22 protein-coding genes, 1 pseudogene and 1 riboswitch are annotated in these 22,646 nt (G+C 57.0%); of the genes and pseudogenes, 7 read left to right on the forward strand and 16 right to left on the reverse strand.

The genetic code is table 11. The features are described 5' to 3' along the window. Positions 1–10 precede the first annotated feature (10 nt). From cobF to cbiE, 6 genes are read right to left on the reverse strand one after another with little or no spacing between them, the layout of a single operon-like run. Positions 11–754: a precorrin-6A synthase (deacetylating) gene (gene cobF, locus ACR0B3_RS00240; RefSeq protein WP_480807356.1), complete on the reverse strand. Its 744-nt coding sequence runs from the start codon at positions 752–754 to the stop codon at positions 11–13. After that, a complete protein-coding gene (cobA, locus tag ACR0B3_RS00245) occupies positions 747–1,475 on the reverse strand; it encodes a uroporphyrinogen-III C-methyltransferase (protein ID WP_480807357.1) in 729 nt (242 codons plus the stop codon). Before cobA ends, cobF begins: the two co-directional genes overlap by 8 nt. Then, positions 1,472–2,800 carry a cobyrinic acid a,c-diamide synthase CobB gene (locus ACR0B3_RS00250; protein ID WP_480807358.1) on the reverse strand — a complete coding sequence of 443 codons (1,329 nt, stop codon included), beginning with the start codon at positions 2,798–2,800 and terminating at the stop codon, positions 1,472–1,474. The genes cobA and ACR0B3_RS00250 overlap by 4 nt, the downstream gene beginning before the upstream one ends. Beyond that, positions 2,793–3,587, reverse strand: coding sequence for a precorrin-4 C(11)-methyltransferase (gene cobM / locus ACR0B3_RS00255; RefSeq protein WP_170720047.1), 795 nt, complete (start codon positions 3,585–3,587; stop codon positions 2,793–2,795). The genes ACR0B3_RS00250 and cobM overlap by 8 nt, the downstream gene beginning before the upstream one ends. Beyond that, entirely contained in the window at positions 3,584–3,952 is a 369-nt protein-coding gene (locus ACR0B3_RS00260; RefSeq protein WP_480808001.1) for a cobalamin biosynthesis protein, read from the reverse strand. Before ACR0B3_RS00260 ends, cobM begins: the two co-directional genes overlap by 4 nt. Next, positions 3,949–5,148 carry a precorrin-6y C5,15-methyltransferase (decarboxylating) subunit CbiE gene (gene cbiE, locus ACR0B3_RS00265; RefSeq protein ID WP_480807359.1) on the reverse strand — a complete coding sequence of 400 codons (1,200 nt, stop codon included), beginning with the start codon at positions 5,146–5,148 and terminating at the stop codon, positions 3,949–3,951. Before cbiE ends, ACR0B3_RS00260 begins: the two co-directional genes overlap by 4 nt. Between cbiE and ACR0B3_RS00270 the strand changes: the two genes are divergently transcribed. Then, entirely contained in the window at positions 5,147–5,878 is a 732-nt protein-coding gene (locus tag ACR0B3_RS00270; RefSeq protein WP_480807360.1) for a cobalt-precorrin-6A reductase, read from the forward strand. The two genes, cbiE and ACR0B3_RS00270, sit on opposite strands and share 2 nt — an antisense overlap. Here ACR0B3_RS00270 and cobJ read toward each other — a convergent pair. The 7 genes from cobJ to ACR0B3_RS00305 are packed head-to-tail and all read right to left on the reverse strand — an operon-like array spanning position 5,869 to position 13,837. Beyond that, entirely contained in the window at positions 5,869–6,633 is a 765-nt protein-coding gene (cobJ, locus tag ACR0B3_RS00275) for a precorrin-3B C(17)-methyltransferase (protein ID WP_480807361.1), read from the reverse strand. The genes ACR0B3_RS00270 and cobJ overlap by 10 nt on opposite strands. Further along, positions 6,630–7,358, reverse strand: a complete 729-nt coding sequence (locus tag ACR0B3_RS00280) for a precorrin-2 C(20)-methyltransferase (RefSeq protein ID WP_480807362.1) — start codon at positions 7,356–7,358, stop codon at positions 6,630–6,632. The genes cobJ and ACR0B3_RS00280 overlap by 4 nt, the downstream gene beginning before the upstream one ends. Continuing rightward, positions 7,355–7,984: a precorrin-8X methylmutase gene (locus ACR0B3_RS00285; protein WP_170720033.1), complete on the reverse strand. Its 630-nt coding sequence runs from the start codon at positions 7,982–7,984 to the stop codon at positions 7,355–7,357. The genes ACR0B3_RS00280 and ACR0B3_RS00285 overlap by 4 nt, the downstream gene beginning before the upstream one ends. Continuing rightward, positions 7,984–9,111 carry a cobalamin biosynthesis protein CobG gene (locus ACR0B3_RS00290; RefSeq protein ID WP_480807363.1) on the reverse strand — a complete coding sequence of 376 codons (1,128 nt, stop codon included), beginning with the start codon at positions 9,109–9,111 and terminating at the stop codon, positions 7,984–7,986. The genes ACR0B3_RS00285 and ACR0B3_RS00290 overlap by 1 nt, the downstream gene beginning before the upstream one ends. Then, positions 9,108–12,401 carry a cobaltochelatase subunit CobN gene (cobN, locus tag ACR0B3_RS00295; RefSeq protein ID WP_480807364.1) on the reverse strand — a complete coding sequence of 1,098 codons (3,294 nt, stop codon included), beginning with the start codon at positions 12,399–12,401 and terminating at the stop codon, positions 9,108–9,110. Before cobN ends, ACR0B3_RS00290 begins: the two co-directional genes overlap by 4 nt. A 3-nt stretch (positions 12,402–12,404) precedes the next feature. Continuing rightward, a complete protein-coding gene (cobW, locus tag ACR0B3_RS00300) occupies positions 12,405–13,460 on the reverse strand; it encodes a cobalamin biosynthesis protein CobW (RefSeq protein ID WP_480807365.1) in 1,056 nt (351 codons plus the stop codon). Then, entirely contained in the window at positions 13,457–13,837 is a 381-nt protein-coding gene (locus ACR0B3_RS00305; RefSeq protein ID WP_480807366.1) for a DUF1636 family protein, read from the reverse strand. The genes cobW and ACR0B3_RS00305 overlap by 4 nt, the downstream gene beginning before the upstream one ends. A gap of 85 nt (positions 13,838–13,922) precedes the next feature. After that, a riboswitch (cobalamin riboswitch) is annotated at positions 13,923–14,125 on the reverse strand. A gap of 135 nt (positions 14,126–14,260) precedes the next feature. Between ACR0B3_RS00305 and ACR0B3_RS00310 the strand changes: the two genes are divergently transcribed. From ACR0B3_RS00310 to ACR0B3_RS00335, 6 genes are all read left to right on the forward strand, one after another. Continuing rightward, the gene (locus ACR0B3_RS00310; protein WP_480807367.1) at positions 14,261–15,226 is read left to right on the forward strand and encodes an NAD(P)-dependent oxidoreductase; all 966 of its coding nucleotides are present in this window, start codon (positions 14,261–14,263) and stop codon (positions 15,224–15,226) included. Positions 15,227–15,330: 104 nt separating this feature from the next. Next, positions 15,331–16,338, forward strand: coding sequence for a glycosyltransferase family 2 protein (locus ACR0B3_RS00315; protein ID WP_480807368.1), 1,008 nt, complete (start codon positions 15,331–15,333; stop codon positions 16,336–16,338). After that, positions 16,331–16,942: a class I SAM-dependent methyltransferase gene (locus ACR0B3_RS00320; RefSeq protein WP_480807369.1), complete on the forward strand. Its 612-nt coding sequence runs from the start codon at positions 16,331–16,333 to the stop codon at positions 16,940–16,942. Before ACR0B3_RS00315 ends, ACR0B3_RS00320 begins: the two co-directional genes overlap by 8 nt. Before the next feature lie 111 nt (positions 16,943–17,053). After that, positions 17,054–17,878, forward strand: a complete 825-nt coding sequence (locus ACR0B3_RS00325) for a hypothetical protein (protein ID WP_480807370.1) — start codon at positions 17,054–17,056, stop codon at positions 17,876–17,878. A 13-nt stretch (positions 17,879–17,891) separates the two neighbouring features. Then, a complete protein-coding gene (locus ACR0B3_RS00330; RefSeq protein WP_480807371.1) occupies positions 17,892–18,908 on the forward strand; it encodes a glycosyltransferase family 2 protein in 1,017 nt (338 codons plus the stop codon). Positions 18,909–19,851: 943 nt separating this feature from the next. Beyond that, positions 19,852–20,556: a hypothetical protein gene (locus ACR0B3_RS00335; RefSeq protein ID WP_480807372.1), complete on the forward strand. Its 705-nt coding sequence runs from the start codon at positions 19,852–19,854 to the stop codon at positions 20,554–20,556. Positions 20,557–20,709: 153 nt separating this feature from the next. Here ACR0B3_RS00335 and ACR0B3_RS00340 read toward each other — a convergent pair whose 3' ends face one another. The 3 genes and pseudogenes from ACR0B3_RS00340 to ACR0B3_RS00350 form a co-directional block, all read right to left on the reverse strand. After that, positions 20,710–21,756 carry a hypothetical protein gene (locus ACR0B3_RS00340; protein ID WP_480808027.1) on the reverse strand — a complete coding sequence of 349 codons (1,047 nt, stop codon included), beginning with the start codon at positions 21,754–21,756 and terminating at the stop codon, positions 20,710–20,712. Between the two features lie 198 nt (positions 21,757–21,954). After that, positions 21,955–22,098 (reverse strand): annotated as a pseudogene (locus ACR0B3_RS00345) (DUF6538 domain-containing protein); the annotation flags it as partial. A gap of 195 nt (positions 22,099–22,293) precedes the next feature. After that, a complete protein-coding gene (locus tag ACR0B3_RS00350) occupies positions 22,294–22,629 on the reverse strand; it encodes a helix-turn-helix domain-containing protein (RefSeq protein ID WP_480807373.1) in 336 nt (111 codons plus the stop codon). Positions 22,630–22,646 lie beyond the last annotated feature (17 nt).

The raw sequence follows: 22,646 nt of genomic DNA on the forward strand, positions 1-22,646 counted from the left end.
TGCATACAAGTCAGGCGGCGCGTTTCTTTAGCAAATAGATGTCCATGATCCAGCCGTGATCTGATCGGGCCTGTGCACGCGTTTCCAAAATCTTCTGCGCCACATCCGCAAGTGGGCCTTTAATCAGGATTTCCTCTTTCATGCCCACATAGGCCCCCCACCAGATGTCATAGTCGGTCATCTCGAGGCTTTGAAACGAGCATTCGCCATCCAGCATAACAGCCACCTTTGAAGCCGCATTAGGCCAGCCCTCATTGCGGATGCGGCGGCCTGTTGTCACAACATAAGGAGCCCCCAGATCGTTGATCGGAATCGCATGGGCGGCCGTCAGCGCCTGCAACGCCGTAATGCCCGGCACAACTGTGACATTCGGCTGCGGGTCAAGGCGCGACGCAATCCGCAACGAGCTGTCATAAAGCGACGGATCGCCCCAAATCAACAGCGCTATGTTCCGCGCATTTGGGTGGGCCGAGATCGCCTCTTGCCAACGTAGCGCGATTGCGTCGTGCCAGTCGTCGACACCTTGCAGATAGCCATCATCGGCCCGACGTTTGGGTACGTCGAAATACGTGATCTGAGGAGGCGTTTCGGTGACCCGCGCGATGATGTCTTCGCGCAGCCCGGCTAGATCGGCTTTGTTCTCACCCTTGCGCGGGATCAGGATCAGATCAGCAGTCCTGATCGCCTGCGCGCCCTGAAATGTCAGGTGATCCGGGTTGCCGGTCCCAATCCCGATCAGGGTCAGGTCAAACATCTTCGAACTCCGCTAGCGGGCCATAGAGGATCAACGCCGGGGCGGTTCCGATCTCGGCCTGAAGCTTCTCGGACAACTCTCCGACCGTCGAGCGATGCAAAGACTGTTCGGGGGTCGAGACGGACTCGGCCATCAGCGCAGGTGTATCCAGCGGCAGCCCGTTCGCATGCAGGGCTTCGACAAGCAGTGGAAATGTGCGCTTGCCCATGAAGACAACGGTCGTCGCCGTCGCGTCAGCCAAAGCGGGCAAGTTCAGATCAGCCGGCAGTTTGCCACTTACGTCATGCCCTGTGACGAACTGCACACGACGTGCAGTCAGCCGTCGGGTCAAAGGGATACCAGCCGCTGCAGCTGCGGCGATCGCCGAGGGGATGCCAGGTATGATCTCATATTCGATACCGGCGGCCTGCAATGCGACCAATTCTTCTTCCAGCCGTCCGAATAACCCGCCATCACCGGATTTGAGCCGCACCACCCGCTGACCGGTTTGCGCGTATTCGACCAGTAGTCGACTGACATGATCCTGCTTGGGCGAGGGGCGACCGGCGCGTTTGCCAACACCAACCAGATCAGCATCGTCACGCGCATGGGTCAGGATCGGCCCACTGCTGAGATCATCAAACAGCACCGCGTCTGCCTTCTGCATCCGGTCCACAGCCTTGAGAGTCAACAGTTCCGGATCGCCCGGACCGGAGCCGATGAAAGAGACAAACCCGCTCATGCCGAGGCCTCAGCAATCAAATGAAAGAACGTGCCGGTGACATTGCCGTGCCGTGACCCTGTCTGTGGACCTTCTGCGCCCTCGGCATCGAACACGCGAGCCAGCGGCGCATCCGGTTGTTCGACAATCGAAGAATAGTGGAATTCGTGCCCCCGCAAGGCTGTACCTGCCGCAAAGCCGGGCATCGGAGTCAAAAGTTCTGCCTTACGATAGCCCAGATTGAATTTGCGCTTTTGGTATGAAGTCTGCAGACCCAACAATCCTGCCATCTGGTGCGGGGTGCCATCCTTATCAATCAGGACCTCTCCCAACGCCATGTAGCCCCCGCATTCGCCATGTACAGGTCGGCTATCTGCGTGTTTCCGCAGCCCAGTCAGGAAGTTATCCGCTGAAGCCAATGTCCCGGCATGTAGCTCAGGATAGCCGCCTGGCAGCCAGACCAGATCGGCATCTTCAGCAGGTGCTTCGTTTGCCAGCGGAGAAAAGGGCGAAATCTCGGCGCCAGCACTGCGCCACCCTTCCAGAAGATGCGGATAGGTGAACGAAAATGCGGCATCCTGAGCCAAGGCAATACGCTGGGCTGGAGGGCGCGGCAGCGCGGTTGACGATGGCCCATCGGGGCATGAGGAAGCCGCCGTTTTGATTGTCTCGAGATCGACGTGCTCGCGCAGAAATGCGGCGTATCCGGCGATTGCTGTTTCCAGATCGGGATGCTCAACCGCCTGGATCAGGCCCAGATGCCGTTCGGGCAAGGTCAGATCACCCCGGCGAGGCAGAACCCCAAGTACCGGCAATCCGGCACGTTCCATGCCCAACCGCGTCAGACGTTCATGGCGCGGACTGGCGCAGCGATTCAGGATCACACCTGCAAAAGGTAGATCAGGATTATACATCCGAAACCCCAGCGCCGTCGCGGCTGCTGATTGTGCTTGTCCTCCGACATCCAGAACCAGCACCACCGGCCATCCCATGCGCAGCGCTGTTTCAGCGCTCGATCCATGGCCCAGTTCTCCGGGCTTGGCGACGCCGTCGAACAAGCCCATCGAGCCTTCGGCCACCACAATATCCGCGCCCGTCGCCTGTGCAGAGATCGCGCTCAGCAGGGGCTCTCCCATCGCCCAGCTATCCAGATTGAACGAGGCTCGGCCCGCCGCAGCACGGTGGAACGCTGGGTCGATATAGTCTGGCCCGCTCTTGAACGGCTGTACCGTCAGTCCGTCCTCGGCCAGCGCCCTAAGCAATCCCAGCATGACCGTGGTCTTACCCGTGCCCGAAGACGGCGCGGAAATTAGTATTCCCGGGGGGTTAGTGATCGATTCATTCATTCTCGGGGCTCCAACTCGACCACGGGCTATCAGCGCTTTGCGGGCGATAGCGGCGGTCGTATGTTTTGGAATACAGACAGCTTTCATCAAACCCTTCGCCTGCAAGCGCCGGACCAACCATGATCAACGCCGTACGCGAAATGCGTTCATCCAGTGCATCTTTTAAGGTGGCCAGCGTCGCCCGGATGATCTGTTCATCCGGCCAACTGGCACGATAAACCACAGCAACCGGGCAGTCGGCGCCATAGGCGGGCGTCAGGTCTGCGATAACGGTATCCAGATTGCCGATCGACAGATGGATCGCCAGCGTGGCCCCTGTGCGCGCGAAGTTTTCCAGCGTTTCACCGGCAGGCATCGAAGATGCGCGTCCGGGCGTCCGGGTCAACACAACCGATTGCGCCAGTCCGGGAAGTGTAAGCTCGGTCCCGAGCGCCGCAGCCGCAGCCGCGAACGAGGGAACACCAGGCGTGACGCTGACCGGGATACCCATTTCTTTCAACCGCCTGATTTGTTCTCCCATAGCCGACCAGACAGACAGATCGCCGGAATGCAGCCGCGCTACGTCTTGCCCCGCACTATGAGCCGCTTCGATTTCGGCCATGATCTGATCCAAATCCAGCGGAGCGGTGTTCACGATCTTCGCGCCTTCGGGGCAATGGCCCAAAATCTCCTCAGGAACCAATGAACCTGCGTAGAGGCACACTGGGCAAGATGCGATGATATCGCGCCCGCGCAAGGTCAGCAGGTCGGCGGCACCCGGCCCGGCGCCGATGAAATGAACGGTCATGTTTGTCCTCCGATGGCGACGGCGCAGGTCGCAAGCCGGTCGTCCGAGATTTGTCTGGGTGAAATCAGCCGCGCGCCGTGCCCGGCTGCAGCAAGAGCGGATGCTTCGGCCACGCTGCCGGTGCCATATGTGGCACGGCTGCTGGGCGAGCAGGTGAGGGTGCGTTGCCCGGCGAGTTGATCTGCCGGGATGAAGTGAATTCTTAATGCGACCGTTTCAGCAAAAGCTGAAAGCGCCGCGTGACCGTCTTTGTCTGAGACGGTCGCCAAAGCGTCGACGCTTTGCCCATCCGCGGCCTGTTCCAGCGCAGACCGCAGGCTCGCCACCGTCGCCGATGAAGAAAACCCGAACCCGGCCACGATCATAGCCTCGCGCTCCACTGCACCACCGGATAGGCAGATTTCCAACCGCGCCGGTCGCCTAATGCCGAAGCCTGCGATAGTTCGATACGAAGAAGGTCGCCACCCAGTTTGGTCTGCCACTCAGCCAATAGAGCTTCGCTTTCCAGCGTTACCGCATTGGCGACAAGCCTGGTGCCCGCACTAAGGTTCTCTTGCAGCCAGTTCAGCAGATCCACACTTAGACCGCCACCGATGAAGACTGCATCGGGTTGGTCAAGGTCTGCCAGCGCCTCGGGCGCAGTGCCTTGGACTACCTTCAGTCGATCTTGCCCAAGCGCATCGGCGTTTCGGCGAATACGCTCGGCGCGATCTGCGCGCGGCTCAATGGTGGTGGCGGTCAGCGTGGGGTCACACATCAGCCACTCGATGCTGATCGATCCGGTGCCTCCGCCGATATCCCACAAATGCTCACCGCGTTGGGGCGCGAGGGCCGATAGGGTTAGCGCGCGAATGGGGCGCTTGGTGATCTGACCGTCTGTCTCGAAAATATCATCCGGTTTACCTGAGGCTTTGGGAAACGCACGCCCGGCACCCGCGACGTCCAGCCCGACACAGACGGGATGTTCGAACGTGTCTAACAGCGCCTCGGTCATCGATACGCTGCGCGCGCGCTCACGCGGGCCTCCAAGGGCCTCCATTACGTGCAGCGCGCAATCGGTGAAACCTGTTTCGCCAAGATATGTTGCAAGCTCAGCCACAGCTTTACCGTCGCGCAGCAGCAGTATCGCGCGCAGGCCGGGCGCCAGATGTGGACGCAGGCGCGTCAGGGGGGCGGCATGCAATCCGAAGGTCAACGTGCTTTCAAGCGGCCAGCCCAGCCGAGCGGCGGCCAGCGAAAAGGTCGATTGCCCGGGCAGGGCGGTCCATTCGCCCGCGTCGAAATTTCGTGCAATCACCGAGCCGGCCCCGAACCAGAACGGATCGCCCGAAGCAAGAACAACGGTGCGTCTTCCACGCAACCCGGTCAGGATAGGCAGTCCATCAGCAAACGGAACCGGCCATTCAATCTGTTCCGCCGTGCTGTCCGGGATCAACGATAGATGGCGCGGTGGGCCCATGATGACTTCGGCCCGATCAAGCACTTGACGGCTTGCGGGTGACAGGCCATCCAGTCCATCTTCGCCCAAACCCAGAACGGTCAGCCACGGAGCTTTAGACATGCCCAACCTCCTGATTCTTGGTGGCACGACCGAGGCGAATGCTCTGGCAAAATCTGTCGCCGAACAAGGCATTCCGGCGACCTACTCCTATGCAGGTCGTGTTGACGCGCCCCGCCATCAGCCAGTGCCAACGCGTGTGGGCGGTTTCGGCGGTGTAGACGGGCTGACACGCTATGTTCGCGACCATGGGATCAGCCATGTTGTTGACGCAACTCATCCCTTTGCCGCGCAGATGAGCCGCAACGCGATTGAAGCCTGTACTAAATCCGCGACGCCGTTGGCGGTGCTGACACGGCCTGCCTGGACCGCGGAAAATGGAGACAACTGGCTGCACGTGCCGGATATCGACGCAGCGGTCAGCGCCTTGCGCGGCCCGGCACAGCGCGTTTTTTTGGCCGTTGGTCGCATGCATCTGCAGGAGTTTGCAGCCCAACCCCAACATCACTATCTGCTGCGGTTGGTGGATGCACCGGAAACCGTGCCGCTGCCTCACAGCGATGTGGTTGTATCGCGCGGTCCGTTTACGGTGGAAGATGACCGCGCACTGATGCAACGCCACAGCACGCAATTGGTAGTGTCCAAGAATGCGGGCGGCACAGGTGCGCGCGCCAAGCTTGATGCCGCGCGGCTGCTGGGCCTGCCCGTCCTGATGATCGACCGACCCGCTGTGCCGCAGCGGACTGAATTCGAGAAGGTCTCGCAGGTCTTGGACTGGCTGGCTCATACCTGATCCTTGGCCAATGTGAATCTCGGAGTATAGACGATCGGCGTACCGTCACGTTCGATCACGCGGGTCAGGGATGAGCCGACGATGACGACGGTTTGCATGTCCGCCATGTCGGGCGTTGCCTCGTCCAGCGTTGATATTCGCAGCGCTTCATCTTCACGCGACACCGCACGGGCGAAAATAATCAGGCGTTCCGGCTCGCATTCCTCGCGCAAGATTTCCAGCGTTTTTACAAAACCTTCCGGGCGGGACTTTGAGCGCGGATTGTAGAATGCCATCGAAAAATCACCCTGAGCGGCAAGGCGCAGGCGCTTTTCGATCAAACCCCAAGGCTTAAGATTGTCGCTTAGATTGATGGTACAGAAATCATGCCCCAAAGGGGCACCGGCACGGGCCGCAGCCGCCAGCATCGCTGTAATGCCTGGCAACACATCAATCTGGATGTCGCGCCAGCCTACCGGCCCGTTTTCCAGAGCCTCAAACACGGCTGCAGCCATGGCAAACACGCCAGGATCGCCGGATGAGACCACAACAACGCGCTTTCCCTCAGCGGCCATCTGCAACGCATGCTGAGATCGGTCGATCTCAACTCGGTTGTCACTGGCATGGAGGGTCAGCCCTTCACGTTCGGCCACGCGCGCGACGTAGGGGATATAACCCACAACATCCGTTGCGTCGGCCAGAGCAGCCGTCACTTCGGGCGTCACCAAAGCTTCGTCTCCCGGCCCAAGGCCAGCGATCTTGATCCAACCACTCATGGGCGCCGCCCTTGACCATGGACCAGAATGATCGAGAAGTAGGGTGTCAGACCTTCGCAATTGTCGGACAGCTTGCAAACCCTCTGGTTCGGCATCTGAGCGTATTCGACAATCCATGCGCGGTCATAAAGACCTGCATTTCGAAGTGCTCGTTTTACCTTGTCGAAGTTGCGCCCTATCTTCATGACGACCAGAGCGTCAGTTTGGCTCATGCGTTCGGTCAAGGTTTCCTCGGGAAGTGTTCCGACTAGAACCGTTAGGACATCATCACCCCAAGTAATCGGATCACCAGTCGCGGTCCAAGCGCCCGACATACCGGTAATGGCTGGCACAACCACTACATTAGCTTGTTCTCGTAACCGGTTGTAAAGATGCATGAATGATCCGTAGAAAAATGGATCACCCTCACACAGCACCACAACGTCCTCGCCACGTTCAGTAATGATCTTCAAATGCGCTGCGCAATCTTCATAGAACCCCGAAAGGAGTTCGTTGTACTTTGGATCCGACACTGGGATTTCAGTTGTCACCGGATACTCCATCGGAAATTCGATGGCGTCGCCCGGTAGCATTCCGTTCACGATCTTACGCGCTTGCCCCGTCCGACCGGGTTTGCGAAAGAATGCTACGTGGCGTGCGTTGCGCAGCAGGCGGTCCGCGCGGACGCTCATCAAGTCCGGATCGCCGGGGCCGAGGCCCACGCCATAGATCTTGCCCGCGCTCATTCTGCGCGGCTCGCGATGGCGTTGATGGCGGCAACGGTTATGGCGCTGCCACCGAGCCGTCCCTTGACGATACAAGACGGCACCGGCTGCGCCTCCCACAGCGCATCTTTGGATTCGACCGCTCCGACGAACCCGACCGGGCAACCGATGATTGCAGCAGGGCGCGGGCAATCAGGGTCTTCCAGCATATTGAGCAGGTGGAACAACGCGGTGGGGGCATTGCCGATGGCGACTAATGCGCCTTGCAGATGCGGACGCCACAGTTCCAATGCAGCAGCGGAACGCGTGTTGCCCATTTCAGTGGCCAGAGGGCGCACGCGGTCGTCATGCAGAGTACAGATCACCTCGTTCTCGGCGGGAAGGCGGAAACGCGTAACACCTTCGCTGACCATGCGGGCATCACACAGGATCGGCGCACCGTTTTCCAGCGCCGTGCGGGCCGCCTGAACGAAACCGTCCGAGAAATGGACGAAGTCTTCCAAACCGACCATACCCGCAGCGTGGATCATGCGGACGGCAACCTGCTCTTCATCGGTATCGAAGCGGGCCAGATCGGCCTCGGACCGGATGGTGGCAAAGCTCTGCTTGTAGATCGCCGCGCCGTCGGTTTCGTATTCATAGGGCATCAGGTGAAGTCCATGGTCATAAGTGTTTCTTCGGTCAGGCCGCGTAGGCAGGGCTCATCCCCTGCGCGGCCTTGTTTGACAAGGTCAAATCGTCCGGCATGGCCTACCAATGTGACATCGGCTGGCCCCATGCGGGCGCATCCTTTGGTGCAGCCCGACACATGCAGACTGCCCGCTACGCGCGTTGCCAAGGCGCGGGCGATGTCGCGTGTTTCTACCTGAGCCTGCGGGCAGAAGGGTGTGCCGGGGCAGGCGTCGGTGGCCATCAGCGGGTCGTTGCCATCAGTGACGAAATCAGAGGTGGGCATAGCTGCCCCACCTTCCAGCAGGATCAAACGCCAAGGGGTGACGCGAATAGCAGCGGCACCGCTTTGTTCGATCAAATCACAAAGCACGCTCGCTGGTAACTGCCCAAAGACAGCTCCGTAAATTGCGCCTTGAGTGCAGGCACCGGGTTGAGGCAGCGGGCCAATCGGGCCGGGTACGGTGCCTTGCCATTCGTCGGGCAATCCAAGTGATGCCGCGATCCGTGCCATGCGCCGGGTCTCAGACGTGTGGTGTTCGGCAAACCAGTTCGCCAGTGCGATCAGGTGATCGATGGCGTCGGAACCGGACACCCGACGCCCGGTGTCAGCACCGTCTGCGCGCAGAATCAGGCCCTCAGCGCTGCGTTCAAGCCTAATATCGGCTGAATCCGACGCCAGCAGACGCTCGGGGCCGGTATCAATCGCAAAGCCGAATTTTCCTGGTAGCGTAGGCAATTCCGCTAAACGGTCGATCAACTCTTGCGCCAATTGCGCCGTCAGATCACCAGCTTGATAGAGCGGTGAAACCAGTATGTTGCGCCGTATTTCGATACCAGGTTCGGCATCCAACAGATTAAGCGCAGCCAGCTCGGCCAAGAGCGGTTGGTGGCTGTCTTCCTGAACGCCGCGCAACTGCAAGTTGGCCCGGTTGGTCAGGTCGATGGTGCCATTGCCAAACTGCTCGGCCAGCTTACACAGACCTTTCGCTTGCTCAGCGTCCAGACGCGCCAGTCTTGGGCGCACCCTGACGACCAGGCCATCCCCCGACATCATCGGACGGTGGGCACCCGGGCACCAACCTTGGACGATGGGCATGCTCATCGCAGTGCCTCCAGATCAGCGCGGATCGAGTTCCGGCGCGTGCTCCACAGCCCGGCCTCCAGCAACGCGCGGAAACGGTTTTGCATGGCTTGATGTGCTTGTGGATTGGCGTCCTGCAGAAAGGCGTCGACCTCTTCGTCGCCAAGCGTTGCGTCGTGATACAGATCGAACAGATGCGGCGCGACCGTTCCGGACAGATGCGCGAAAGAGGCCATGTGATCCAGCGTCGCCGCGATCTCCGCGGCCCCGCGGAACCCATGCCGCTGCATCCCGGCAATCCAATCCGGATTGGCTGCGCGCGCATGAACAACGCGGCTGATTTCCTCAGTCAACGTTCGCGCGCGCGGATTATCGGGATTGGTATTGTCCAGATGATAGAGCTGAACGGGGCCGCCTGCGATCTTTTTGGCCGCTGCAAACCCGGCCTCATGCGTAGCATAATCATTGGCCAGCAGCAGGTCGGTTTCGGTCAGGTCTTGTAGGTGGACAAAGCTGTCAGCGTTGGCAACGCGCTGCGTGATTCCGTCTTTGTCTTGGGCGATATGCTCACCTTCCAGAGCAAACGAGCTCGCCTCAAGCCACGCCTCACCGGCCTGAATACGCGCTTCGTCCGTATAGGTCTCGGACAGTTGTGTCATATTCAGACCATAACTCCCGGGGGCCGGGCCGAACACACGCGCGGCGGGTTCTTGTCCGGCATACGGATTCCAGTCTGACGCTTCATCGCGTGCGGACAATGCGCGGACAGCTTGGCCATAGAGTGCAGAAAGGGTCGGAAACACATCACGGAACAGCCCCGAGACCCGCAGTGTAACATCCAGTCGCGGGCGGCTAAGGTCAGTGATCGGCAGAACTTCGATACCGGAAACCCGCTCGGAGCCCTTGTCCCATATCGGCTTAACCCCAAGAAGGTGAAGCGCCATCGCGAATTCTTCACCGGCAGTGCGCATTGTGGCCGAGCCCCACAGATCGACGATCAGTCCCTTGGGATAATCGCCTTCTTCCTGCAGATGCCGACGAACCAGCTCTTCTGCGAGTTTGACGCCCTGAGTATACGCGGCGCGTGTGGGCACGGATCGCGGATCGGTGGTATAAAGATTACGCCCCGTCGGCAGCACATCCGTGCGCCCGCGATAGGGCGAGCCCGAGGGGCCGGCCTCAATCCGTTTCCCAGCCATCGCATCGATCAGGGCTTTGCGCTCGGCATGGGCTGATGGGGCGGGGTCGAAATTGCCAGTCACCTGTGGCACGCGGCCAAAGATATGTAGCCCGTCGCCGAACTGGCTTTCCTTGATGTCACAGACAAATCGGTCAATGCGAGTGATCGCCTCAGCCGTGCTGGTGGCTTGATCAAGGCCAAGATCGCTTTCAAGCCCAATGGCCTGCGCCTCGTCCCGGATATCCTCCTGCAGGCGATCGCGGCGTTTGGGGTCCAAGCCATCAGCGTTCGAAAACTCGTCCAACAGCGATTCCAACCGTACCATTCGGTCGGGCGTACCGCTTTCCTTCATGGGCGGCGGAATATGCCCCAGCGTAACCGCCCCGATCCTGCGCTTGGCCTGTGCGGCCTCGCCGGGGTCGTTGACGATGAAGGGGTAGATCACTGGTAAGTCTCGGATCAGTGCTTCGGGCCAGCATTCGTTGCACAAAGCGACCGATTTGCCCGGCAGCCACTCGAGCGTCCCATGGGCACCGATATGGATCAGGGCATCCGCGCCGAGACTTTCGCGCAGCCAGAGATAGAAAGCGACGTAGCTGTGGCGCGGGGTGCGCGACAGGTCGTGATAGTCGTCGTCGCGCAGCTCAGGTGTCCCTCGCTCGGGCTGGAGGGCGACCAAGGCCTTGCCTCGTCGCAAAGCGGTGAACTGGAACGAGCCATTTGCAAAGCAGGCGTCATTCTCGGGCTCACCCCAAACGGTTTGCAGATCATCGCGCAATTGCTCGGGCAGGGTTTCAAGCGCGGCCTTGTAGTCTTGCAGAAGCCAAGAAATTCGGGCGTCCAACAAGGTTTGGGCAAGCGGTTCGGCAGGCGCGGCATCATAGCCTTCAGCCTGCAAATCAGACAGTATCGCCTCGGCTGAGGCCAACGCGTCCAGCCCGACGGCATGTGCCATCTGCCAATCCTTGCCGGGGTAGGTGGACAGCACCAGCGCCGGGATTTGATCTGCCTTCGGAGTGTTGTTGAGGTTCAACCAGCCGGTGACGCGGTCAACAATCGCCTCGATCCGTTCCGGTTCAGCCCGGTGCGCAAAGCGTGAATATTCCAGATGCGGATCGCGTTTGCCCGGTTCTTTGAACGAAATGATGCCCGCGTTGATCCGGCCGTCCACCTCGGGCAGAACCACATGCATGGCAAGGTCCGCTGGCGAAAGACCACGTTCCGCCTCGGCCCAGGCCTTGCGGCGCGAAGTGGCGAGCGCGACTTGAAAGACAGGAAACCCCGCCGCATCCAGAGGGGAGGTGCCCGATGTACCTTTGCCTGAGAAGGAAGTGGCGTTGATGATCGCTGCAGGTTTCAGCGCAACAAGGGACTCGCGCAGCCAGGGGGCGGCATTGGGCGCCTTAAGCGACGGAGCATAGAGGCCGGTCGCTTCAAATCCCCGCGCCCTTAAGCTGCGGATCAGGGCTGCGATTGGGGCTGTATCCGCTGAGGTCAGATATGCGCGATAAAAGGTCACAATGATGCGGTCGGCGTCGCCCGTCAGGGCGTTTTCCACCGGAATCACGCCGCGATCCGGACACCACGCACCGCATTCGGGGACAGTTTTGGCGCCCATGACCGGGCCGGCATACAAACCTGCGGCCAGCGCCATCTGCGCCAATGCGGCTTGCGCTGCAACCTTTCCGCCCGTGTCGCATAGATGCGCCAACCGTCGCAGGGTTGAGACGGGCAGGGTGGAATATTCATCCAGTCGCGTATCTTCGCGCCCATCTGCAGGTAGAACGGCCAGCGCTATCCCTTTGGCCTGCGCCAGTGCCAGAACCTGCTGCAAGCCATAGGTCCAATAGGGAACCCCGCCGATCAAGCGAATGAGGATGCCTTTGGCACCGTTCAAAGTCTGTTCGACATAGGTATCGACCGAGAGGGGATGTTTCAGCGCCGTTAGGTTCGCCAGCCTGAGGGTTGGCATGCGTCCTTCGGGCCCGCCACCGCGATGCCAGCCCGCCGCGAATGCACCAAGGTCACTGTCGGAAAAGGACAGCACCACCAGATCCGCCGGGCTCTGGCCCAGATCGGTTGGGGTCTCGGTTTCCTCGAGCCCGTGGTTTTCGCGGAAGACGACGTGCATGGCTTACTCGGCAGCCTCGGTTACACCCACGAGGATATCGCGGATTTCGGCTTCTTTGATGTCGTCATGCTCGGCAATGACCACAAGGCGCGAACGGCGTGCCTCATCGGGTTGCCACGGGCGGTCATATTGCTGACGCACCCGCGCGCCAACGGCCTGAACCAGCAAGCGCATCGGCTTGCCCTGAACGGCGGCATAGCCTTTGACGCGCAGGATGTTCAGTTCCTTGGCCAGACGTTCAATTTTCGCGACCAGATCAAGCGGGTCGGATTGTTCCGGCAGTTCGACGATGATGCTTTCGAAATCATCATGCTCGTGATCATGGTGGCCATCATGATGGCTGGGACGGGCCTCCATGTCATCTTCGGCCGCCGCTTCCAGGCCTAATACCACACGCACGTCGACGACACCCTCGGCGACCTCGACAACAGGCAGGGGGCGGGGCGCTTCGGCGGCGATGATTTCCTTGGCTTTGGCCACACCCTCGGGACCGGCCAGATCCGGCTTGGTCAGGAGGATGATATCCGCGCACGAGATCTGATCTTCGAACACCTCGGACAGAGGCGTTTCGTGATCAATCGAGTCATCGGCCAGGCGCTGAGCGTCCACGACTTCGACATTCGGCGCAAAGCGACCCGCAGCAACAGCCTCGGCATCGGCCAGCGCGATCACGCCATCCACGGTGATTTTCGAGCGGATATCGGGCCAGTCGAACGCTTTCAGCAACGGCTTGGGCAGGGCGAGGCCGGAGGTTTCGATCAGTATGTGATCAGGACACGGTTCCAGCGCCATCAGAGCCTCGATGGTCGGGATGAAGTCATCGGCGACCGTGCAGCAAATGCAGCCATTGGCCAGCTCCATGATATTTTCAGCCGGGCAATCCGGGATGGCGCAGGATTTCAGGATGTCGCCGTCAACGCCAACATCGCCAAACTCGTTGACCACAACGGCCAAGCGCTTGCCCTGCGGGTTTTGCATCAGATGGCGCACCAGTGTGGTTTTGCCCGAGCCCAGAAAGCCGGTGATCACGGTGACGGGGAGTTTCTCAAGATTGCTCATTTCTGGGCTCCAATCGGGGGAATGCGGGCCGCACAGTTTTTGCGGAAATGTTCGGGACGTTCGCGCCATTTGACCAAACCGTCCTCGGTGGCGAGGTACTTGGTGGCACCGTCGACGATCACGTCAACATGGTCGGTTTCGTTCAGATGCTCATAGACAAAGGTCCAGCGATCCGGTCCTCCGCGCAGCACGATCGAGCATCCTTCATCGCAATTGGACAGGCATTCCACAGCTTTCAGAGTAATGCCATCGGGCAGGTCCGCCTGTTCAAGCGCCTTGTGCAGCAACTTGCCGGGGCGTTGCGCATCGTCTTCGACAGGCAAACCGCGACGGCAGGTGGTGCAAACCAGCAGTTCGACCGGAGCGGTCTCGGTCATGTCTCTCATCCCCCCAAATCCTCTTCGTGGGGGACGGGGTTTCATGCGGGCCAATCAAAGCCCCACACCGGAACACCCCGTCCGGTTTCATCTTCGGGCGTTGGCAGGTCTCCCGGCTTGCGGATGTCAGAGGAAGCCTCTGTCGGATGTCCCGCCTTCCCGGCATTCGCCAGTGGCTTGGGCACCCTCTCCGGTCACGGTCGCGGGGGCGGCTGCGTTTGACGGTGATTCCGCTGACGCATTCCCTTTTCATCTGCTTGCGCAGACACCAACGGATGGGACATGCGGCACTGATGTACTGCTTGTCAAGCGAGTCGCGATATTCCGTGATATCGCAGGTAAAAAGCGACCTGTCTGGGTCGCTGGGCGGCATGATCTGTTTGCAGCGTCGTGGTGGCATGGTTGCAAGACGCGTACAGGAGGATGCAGCGCATGAAAGTTGGGTTTATCGGGCTAGGGAATGTGGGCGGCAAGCTCTCGGGTTCACTGCTGCGCAATGGAATCGATCTGACGGTACACGATCTGAATCCAGAGCTGGTGTCTGCATTTGTCGCGAAAGGGGCCAAAGCTGCCGAAAGTCCGGCGCAGCTGATGCGTGATTGCGATGCGGTCATCACCTGCTTGCCTTCGCCTGCCGCTTCGGACGCGGTGATGCAGGAGATGTTGCCAGAGGTCGGTCCTGGCAAAATCTGGATGGAGATGTCCACCACCGACGAAGCCGAAGTTAAACGCCTTGGCGCAATGGTCATTGAACGAGGCGGCGCAGCGGTGGATTGCCCGGTTTCAGGCGGGTGCCACCGCGCCGCGACAGGCAACATCTCGATTTTCGCGGGCTGCGATCGCGAGACGTTCGAGCGCATCTTGCCTTTCCTGACCACTATGGGGCGGCGCATTCTGCACACGGGCGAGCTGGGCTCGGCCTCGGTTCTGAAAGTGATGACAAACTTCCTTGCCACCGCCAACCTGATCACCTGCGCCGAGGCTTTGGTGACCGCCAAGGCCGCCGGGATGGACCTTGGAACCACATACGAGGCGATCAAAATCTCATCGGGCACTTCGTTTGTGCATGAGACCGAAAGCCAAGTCATTCTGAATGGTTCGCGGGATATCTCATTCACCATGGATTTGGTGAAAAAGGATATCGGACTGTTTCAAGAGGTAGCGGACCGAGCAGGTGTGCCGCTGGAAATGAATCCGCTAATGATCAAGATATTCGAGGATGGCATCGCGCGATATGGTGAGAGAGAGCTGTCTCCGAATATCATCCGACGGCTGGAAGACGCGACCGGGCTTGATATCCAAGCGTCAGGATTTCCAACCGAGATGCTGGATGATGAACCGGAAGAGCCAGGCTATGAAGTGATCCCGCAAAATCGTCTGAACGATTGATTCATTACTCTGTGCTTGCCTAGTGACCGAGTTGGACAAAATTCCAAGGCTAATCTAAACAGGTCGACAAGAGTCCGATAACGGCACAGGCAAGAGTATAACTTATGACGAATGAGACCTTTCTCATCGTGACCACGATGAAGAACGAAGGGCCTTTCATGATCGATTGGGTGGCTTACAACCGCGCAATCGGTTTTGACGATATTCTGATCTACACGAATGATTGTGCGGACGGCACCGACACGATAGCCGACCGGATGCAGACGCTAGGTTGGGCGCATCACGAGCGGAACAAGGTCGGTCCTCGGGCTGCGCCTCAGGGTCGTGCGTTTTCACGCGCTCTGAGTCATCAAAGCTACCATTCGTCAGATTGGATCATGAGCTTGGATGTTGACGAATACATCAACATCCGTTTGCCCGAGGGTAACATCCGCAGCTTTGTAGAAACCAGCGGAGAGGCAGACGCGATTTCAATCTGCTGGCGAATGTTCGGCAATGCAGGGTTGAATGATTTTGTTGATCAGCCCGTGCCCGAGATGTTTTTCTGCGCAGCGCCGGAAGAGTCGTATCCCCATCATCGGGCGAAAGGCTTCAAAACGCTGTTCCGGAACAATGGCAAATTCAGCCGTTTTCGCGCCCATCGGCCCCGAATTAACCCGGAAGACGCGCCCAACCCAGACGTGCCATACGAAGGGATATTGTGGCGAGACGCAGGTGGCAACCTTTACCCGGCTGATCAAGTGAAATGGAAAGCATGGCGCGGTTTCAGCCACGAGTATGCTCGTATCCACCACTATGCTGTCCGCAGCACCGATAGCTTTCTTGTCAAACGAGATCGGGGACGCACCAATCATGTCGGGCAAGATCAGGGTCTCAAATATTGGATGATGATGAACCACAATCATGTGGAAGATCGCTCGCTTTTGAAACACACACCGGCAATGTATGAGATCAAAGCCGAAATGATGGCAGATCCGCAACTTGCAGACCTGCATCAAAAGGCGTGCGAATGGCATCGTGCGAAAGCCGAAGAATTGAAAGCCCGGCCAGACTGGGCCGATCTGGTCGACGCGCTGCGAAATTCCTATTCCGGAGAAGAAGCCCATGGCTGACCCCGCGACTGCCAAAGATCGCCGCAAACAGCAGGCACAGCAGCGAGAGCGTAAAGATACGTTGCGGCGCGAAATGCTGAGGACCATGCCGCACGGACGCCTTAGCGTTGAAATTGGTGTTTGGCGGGGCGAATTTTCACAGATTTTGCTTGAAGAACTTCGCCCTTCCAAGCTGTGCCTCATCGATCCCTGGGGGGTTCAACCTGATCCCAATGGCGGTGCCTCGCTGGCCGGAGCCAAAAGTCAGAACGACATGGATCGCATCTATGATGAGGTCGCGAACAAATACAGCACCGAGATCGCGAAAGGACAAGTCTCGATTATACGTGACTTTTCGATCCCGGCACTTGGCCTGTTCGAAGACCATAGCATCGGATTTGCTTACCTCGATGGCGATCATTCCTATGAAGGCGTAAAGGCTGATCTGGATGCGCTTCTCCCCAAGATGATCGAGGGTGGTGTCATTATGCTTGATGACTATCACAGGCGGGGCTGGTGGAAAGACGGCGTGATGCGCGCGTTCCACGAATTTCTGGGTGCAAATGCCGCTGGGCTTCGCCTTAAGGCGATAAAGGGCGCACAGGTTGCGGTTCAGAAGCTTTGATAAGAGATGCCAAAAAAGTGCAGACAAATCAAAAATGCAACTTGGAAGATAGGGCGATATCTCTATTAGAATCCGCCAATTCACTTCAGCATAAGTTCTGGGAGAAACTGTTTGTCTGAACGGGTCGCTTCGCTATGGATTGGTCGACGGTTGTCGGTATTGGAGAGACTTTGCCTAAAGTCTTTCCACGATATTGGTCAGACACCGATCCTGTATTGTTATGATCCAATCGAAAACCTCCCGTCCTACGTTGAAGTGCGAGATGCAAACCATGTGTTGCCGTTGGACGCAAACGGCAGAATCCACGTCGATCCCGTGTTTCAGTCTCCGGCGGTCCATGCGGATCTGTTCCGCTTGCAACTTATGTCCAAGACTGACGAAATTTGGGTGGATTGTGATATCTATGCGCTCAAACCATTTAGATCGGATGAAGGTTATCTGGTGTCCAGTCGCAGAGATGGACAACGACGCGTTCAAAACTGTGTTCTTCGACTCCCTCCGGACAGTCCTGCTTTGAAGGCTTGGCTTGAATTTGTTGGCTCAAAGCCCTGCATTCCGCCGTGGTGGGATCAGCGTACATCACGAGTTTATCGTCGTCTCTACGGCAAGAAAGCTTCTTTCAGTACGCTTCCTTTGGGAACGATTGGCCCACTGTCGGCATATCATTTTCTTTTAGAGAGTGGAGAAATCGAACGGGTCTTGCCCGAAAGAGAATACAGTGCGCTTCCTTTTGTCAGCCGTCGTGAATGGGTTCGCGAGGATGTAGGCCAGTTGGACCAATACGATTGGAAATCCCAAAGCTCTATTCATTTCTTTTCATCAGTAATGCGCCCGCGGCTCGCCCGCTCCCGTGGACGGTTGCTCGCTTCCAGTTTTTTTGGAGGGCTATTGGTTAAGCACGGCTTGGCCGATGACCCGGATGTGTCTCTTGTCTGATTATGGTTGCGCAATGAGTGACAGAATTGTCGTCTACACGACCATGAAAAATGAGGGACCATTTATGATTGATTGGGTCTCTTACTATCTGTCGCTGGGTGTTGAACATTTCCTGATCTACACCAATGACTGTGATGATGGCACTAACCTGATCGCAAAACGGCTGGAACATCTGGGCGTTGCATCCCATATCGACAATTCGGTCAAACCCGGCCAAAGCCCTCAGAACACCATGCTCAGGCGCGTGCGCAGCCATCCGCGATTTAAGGATGCCGATTGGACCTTCGGCTTGGATGTTGATGAGTATCTGAATATCCGACTTCCAAACCCGTCTCTGCAGAACCTGTTGAAAAAGCTCGAGGAGACAGCAGATGGGCCCTTTGATGTCGCCTCCTTTGCCTGGAAAATTTTCGGATGCGGAGGTGTTGAAGACTTTGTTGATACGCCCGTGGCTGAGCAGTTTTTTCTCTGTGATACCGAACAAGGGTTCTACTCGGGCGTGGCCGGAGGGTTGAAGAGTATCACGCGCAACAATGGTCTGTTTACCCGCTATGGCCCGCACCGGCCAAAAGGCGTTGCGCCCGAGCGCGCTGCCGAGATACGTTGGGTGGACGGAGGCGGGCAGCTCCTCGATCCAGAAGCAGTAACGTGGCGAGCTAAGTCCGGTTATCGCCACGATTTCGCCCGTCTTCATCACTATGTTACCCGCTCAATCGGGTCATTTCTGGTCAAGCGCGATCGTGGAAAGACTAATCACATCCACGATGACCAGGCCGAAGCCTACTGGCACAATATGAACGCGAACCTCGTTGAGGATCGCACGATCCTTCCACTATGGAATCGCGCAACTGCCGAGAAGGCGCGCTTGACGAAGGACGATCAGCTTATGTCTTTGCACGAACGAGCATGTTTTTGGCACCAACAGAAGATTTCTGAACTCTATGAACGACAAGACTGGGCAGAGTTTCGTGCGTTCTTGCACCGCTATAAAACCGAGTGTCCCGCTCGCTGGCCACTAAGTGCAGACTAAGGCCGATTTTGGTGGCTGCAACTAGGCTGCTTCTTTCAGACTTTGGTCTCAATCAAATCACATGGCCTAGTAGCTTCAATTCGCTACCGTTGTTGCGTTTTGTAAGAACATAGAGATCTTCGACACACTGGAGCGCGAGAAACTACGCTACGCAGCGATATTCTTACAGATGTTCGCTTTTACTGGTAAGACGGAGGGATAGGCCAGCGGAAGTAATAAACGCCGTGTCTAGAAAGGCTTAGATAGGATGACTGCATCATCGTAGGTGTGTCCCACTTTGTGTCACACCCGAGCACCACAGGGCTAAGTCAATGATTTAGAATAAAATGGAGGCGAGTACCTGTTTTGAAATCGAACCTAAGAAAAATTAAAAATAAATAAAAACAATTTGTTAGGTGAATTTTGCTCTCCCCAGGTCCCGAAAATGTTGCGGGATTTGTTGCGGGATCGGCATGGCGCGTTCAACTTGACCATGCCGACGCAACTACGATCCCTTGTTCCGATCTATTTGTGCGAGCCACCTAACAAAGGAAAGACCTTGTGAAACAAGTAGAATTGCCGCCTCCTCAGTGGGCTGATTAGGGGTCTCAATACCTTGCTCATGCCGATAAAAGTGAGCTGCATTGATCCAATCCTTGAAGGATTCCAATGACTTCCCAGAAGCTGCTTGCAAAGTTGGATGATCGGAATAAAGGGCTTGAAGTTCCCTTCCTAGTTTTTCGCCTGCAGAACGCGCGTCCAACCGGGGGACTTTGTACATTAGTTTGAAGAGATTTTCGTTTGCGCTGAAAGCGGATCGAATTGCTCCAATGTAGTCGACTGGTTCTTGCATTAGATGAAAGTCGATTGTTTCAACGCATTTTGACGTGGCTGAGTACCTTTCTTCATTTAATGCAGCAATTGACGATTGCCTTGAAGCGCTAAACGCACTGTCGACAAGTGGGTGAACACCCCCGTCCTCATCGACTTCATAAGCAAGGTTTTCGTCTTTAAAGACCCTTCGTACGCCATCGACGAAACTGCTTACGTCCATGCTTTACCCTTGCTGCAAGACAACAACACCACTGCCGACGCGGAGCGTCTGAAACAGGCGATATGTGACCTTCAACTTCAACTGGATGAAATCCATTGGGAGGTTACACCCAAGGGGCGCATGGAGCGGGTTTCATTGCGCGAAGTGTGTATCGCGCCAAAGCACCTGCAAGACGAGCAACTCGACAGGAGTGGCCAGCGGTATCGAGCGCGCAAGATACAGGGCGGGCACTTCGAAGTATCGGTGGTTACGATCAACAACGGGAACGTGAAGTTTGAACACGTTCAAGAGCAATACGATCCTGCAACGGTGTACGGCTTACCTGACTTCATAAACAACCTGTCAGTGGCACAACAGACCCGGCTCAGAAACTTCTATGACGGGTGCAACCCGCGCCCGATGGTGGACTTGGTGCAAGGTGGTGGCCCACAGTTGCAGGTATCGACGATGCATTTCCAATGCACAAACGAAGACCTGTTGGCTGGCCTTGTCGAAACCCTCTACGCGATGCGCAATGCCCTGTTGCATGGCGAGGTGGACCCGGACGAGCAAGTGCTTGCCTGCTTCGAACCTGCCTACAAAATCGTCACATGCTTCCTGCGCAGCATTGGCTGAAAAGAAGATAGATGTAGCCGTGAGCTCCCGCCCATTTGACCCACAGTGGACTACAAACAGCCCAACGCTCAGGGCTTATCTAGAAAACCTATGCACCGACCTGTCTGTAAGAACGGTAGGTCAGCGCAGGCGAAGGCAGGAAGTGCAAGCACGCTATGCGAGGTGCTTGTCTAGGACAGGTGGCAAAGCGGAACGCAAACTAGTGAACCCACCGTTAGCGTTGAAGTTGTAGTCGGGGAAAAGACGGGTTCCATTCCGGCGGCTATCCACGAAGTCCAAGAAGCCTAGGTTGACCAAATCCGGGTGTATCGGGACCTTCCGTCTAGCTGCTGTCGACTTCACACGCTTGTTGTTGTCATCACCTTCATCTGTGATGTTGAGGAACCATGTTCCGCATTCCTGCTGCACATCATTGATGTCGAGTTGGCATATTTCATTCAACCGGGCACCAGTGAACATGCCAAGCAGCATCCCCCACTTGTGGCTGTCCTTTCGCACCAACCCGGACGGGTTCATGGTAAGTTCGGTGTGCAACAGCCGGATTTGCTCAGGAGAGAAGGGTCTACGCTGGCCTTTACGGTTTTTGTCTTTAGCTACCTTCATGCCGTCGAAGAGGCTGTGCGGAGAGTAACCGTGCCGCTCGGCCCAATCAAAGAAACCCTTGAACATCTGTATGTGACTATTGATCGTTTTTGGGGCGATCTTCTTCTGACCCGGCAGCTTTATGACTTCCATCAAAGGCATGTTTTTTAGTGCGGGCTTGGTGTTCCGACTAGATGGTAGGGCTTGAAGAACCTTTTTGACTTCGTTGGCATCCTGCTTCGTAATCGTGCTCAGTAACCGGTCTGGCCCGAAGTACTCGATTAGGATGTTCAGATACGCACGGTTCTGGCCGATTGTTTTTTCAGCCCACTGACGCGAGTGTTCTGCGATGAAGTCATCAACCGCAGCTCCCAAAGCAGCGGATGTAGGCAGCGTCGGAGTTGGAGTAGTGCCAACGATGGCAGGTGCGTCGTCGAAGGAATAGTGCTCAAGGCGCTCTGCGGCTTCTAAGATGCGCTGTAGTAGGTCCCTGCGGCCTTTCCTCAACTCAGTTGCGATCCTAGGCATACTGGCATCCCAGTCCGCGTGTGACACGCTCATCTTGCTCTTGAATCGATCTATTGGAAGCCACAAAGGGAAGGCACTATTGATTTCCATGAAACTTTCATGGTCCGCCAGCTCTTCTCGGGCGTGTAGTAGAGCGTTCTGAGATAGTCCACGGCGATCCAGCCATGCAAGGTACTGATCCAGTTGCGCTTTGAAGAAAGATTGGACCTTCGTCCTTATTTCATCCTGCCTAAGTCCGGCCAAAGTCCCGCTGTCCCTTATTAGCTGCCCATAAGATGCGAGATAGCGAGCCAGTGTGCCTGCTCGATCTGGGCAGCGTGTTTTGAGTGAAATCCGAATTGTTCGCCGCTTTCCCTTTGTAGAGGGAGGGATAGGCCAGCGAAAGTAATAAACGCCATGTCTTGAGAGGGTTAGATAGGATGACAATTTCATTGTAGGTGTGTCCCACTTTGTGTCACACCCGAGCACCGCAGGGCTAAGTCAATGATTTAGAATAAAATGGAGGCGAGTACCGGAATCGAACCGGTGTACACGGATTTGCAAGAGATCAACAGCACAGATAATCGTTAGAAAACAATTTTTTAAAGTATTTTTTTACTATGTGTTCCGTTTTGTGTACCAAGGGAGTCAACGCTCAGCGACAACTTTTGCTAAGTCTACGATCAGCGCCAGCTTTTCATCATCAACTTCAAGCGTAGTTGCATTCAGTTCGCTCAAAATACGACTCCGCAGCTTCGATCTGTTGTCGGACTGGAAATCGAAGAAGAACTTCATTTCAACCTCAAGCGCTGTTGCAATATCGCTCAAGGTGTTGAAGTTCGGCGCAGTTTTGCCGCGTTCCAAATTCGATACAGTTTCAAATGACATACCAATTGCTTCAGCCAACGCCGCCTGTGTCATACCGCGCATTTTGCGCGCAGCTTTCACACGCGACCCAACTTCTTGTTTCAAATCCAAAGCCATACACGGCTTGTAAATCG

Source organism: Ruegeria sp. CE9, assembly GCF_056537425.1.

Bases quoted from the DNA above. Each gene is read 5' to 3' on its own strand.
- cobF (WP_480807356.1), bottom strand. From the start codon at position 754: ATGTTTGACCTGACCCTGATCGGGATTGGGACCGGCAACCCGGATCAC.
- cobA (WP_480807357.1), bottom strand. From the start codon at position 1,475: ATGAGCGGGTTTGTCTCTTTCATCGGCTCCGGTCCGGGCGATCCGGAA.
- ACR0B3_RS00250 (WP_480807358.1), bottom strand. From the start codon at position 2,800: ATGAATGAATCGATCACTAACCCCCCGGGAATACTAATTTCCGCGCCG.
- cobM (WP_170720047.1), bottom strand. From the start codon at position 3,587: ATGACCGTTCATTTCATCGGCGCCGGGCCGGGTGCCGCCGACCTGCTG.
- ACR0B3_RS00260 (WP_480808001.1), bottom strand. From the start codon at position 3,952: ATGATCGTGGCCGGGTTCGGGTTTTCTTCATCGGCGACGGTGGCGAGC.
- ACR0B3_RS00270 (WP_480807360.1), top strand. From the start codon at position 5,147: ATGCCCAACCTCCTGATTCTTGGTGGCACGACCGAGGCGAATGCTCTG.
- cbiE (WP_480807359.1), bottom strand. From the start codon at position 5,148: ATGTCTAAAGCTCCGTGGCTGACCGTTCTGGGTTTGGGCGAAGATGGA.
- cobJ (WP_480807361.1), bottom strand. From the start codon at position 6,633: ATGAGTGGTTGGATCAAGATCGCTGGCCTTGGGCCGGGAGACGAAGCT.
- ACR0B3_RS00280 (WP_480807362.1), bottom strand. From the start codon at position 7,358: ATGAGCGCGGGCAAGATCTATGGCGTGGGCCTCGGCCCCGGCGATCCG.
- ACR0B3_RS00285 (WP_170720033.1), bottom strand. From the start codon at position 7,984: ATGCCCTATGAATACGAAACCGACGGCGCGGCGATCTACAAGCAGAGC.
- ACR0B3_RS00290 (WP_480807363.1), bottom strand. From the start codon at position 9,111: ATGAGCATGCCCATCGTCCAAGGTTGGTGCCCGGGTGCCCACCGTCCG.
- cobN (WP_480807364.1), bottom strand. From the start codon at position 12,401: ATGCACGTCGTCTTCCGCGAAAACCACGGGCTCGAGGAAACCGAGACC.
- cobW (WP_480807365.1), bottom strand. From the start codon at position 13,460: ATGAGCAATCTTGAGAAACTCCCCGTCACCGTGATCACCGGCTTTCTG.
- ACR0B3_RS00305 (WP_480807366.1), bottom strand. From the start codon at position 13,837: ATGACCGAGACCGCTCCGGTCGAACTGCTGGTTTGCACCACCTGCCGT.
- ACR0B3_RS00310 (WP_480807367.1), top strand. From the start codon at position 14,261: ATGCAGCGCATGAAAGTTGGGTTTATCGGGCTAGGGAATGTGGGCGGC.
- ACR0B3_RS00315 (WP_480807368.1), top strand. From the start codon at position 15,331: ATGACGAATGAGACCTTTCTCATCGTGACCACGATGAAGAACGAAGGG.
- ACR0B3_RS00320 (WP_480807369.1), top strand. From the start codon at position 16,331: ATGGCTGACCCCGCGACTGCCAAAGATCGCCGCAAACAGCAGGCACAG.
- ACR0B3_RS00330 (WP_480807371.1), top strand. From the start codon at position 17,892: ATGAGTGACAGAATTGTCGTCTACACGACCATGAAAAATGAGGGACCA.
- ACR0B3_RS00340 (WP_480808027.1), bottom strand. From the start codon at position 21,756: ATGGAAATCAATAGTGCCTTCCCTTTGTGGCTTCCAATAGATCGATTC.
- ACR0B3_RS00350 (WP_480807373.1), bottom strand. From the start codon at position 22,629: ATGGCTTTGGATTTGAAACAAGAAGTTGGGTCGCGTGTGAAAGCTGCG.